1 protein-coding gene is annotated in these 256 nt (G+C 44.9%); it reads left to right on the forward strand.

Annotated elements, in window-relative coordinates; translation table 11 throughout:
• A partial coding sequence (locus SB660_RS21955) for a hypothetical protein (protein ID WP_410584560.1) occupies window positions 1-256 on the forward strand: 256 nt, incomplete at both ends.

Raw genomic sequence — 256 nt, forward strand, 5'->3', positions numbered from 1 at the left:
GAGAGAAGTGGTCAAGCTACATCAGGTCAACTTAAACAAGCTCTGATAAAGATGACTGATGAAATCTACAATAGTGGTGATGCTGCTAAGGTTGCTTGGTATGAGTCTAAGCTGTCGGCATATGACCTTAGATCATCAATCGACGACCTGGGTAATACTTCAGTCAAAACCATGAATGATGTTGGGAATGCTGCAAGATTCGATGCCGCCGATGGCTTCCGCGATCTTGGTCGTGTTGCCCGTGAAGAAGCTAAAT

Origin of the sequence: Bacillus sp. SIMBA_005 (assembly GCF_046535585.1) — a bacterium.
GTDB lineage: Bacteria > Bacillota > Bacilli > Bacillales > Bacillaceae > Bacillus > Bacillus pumilus.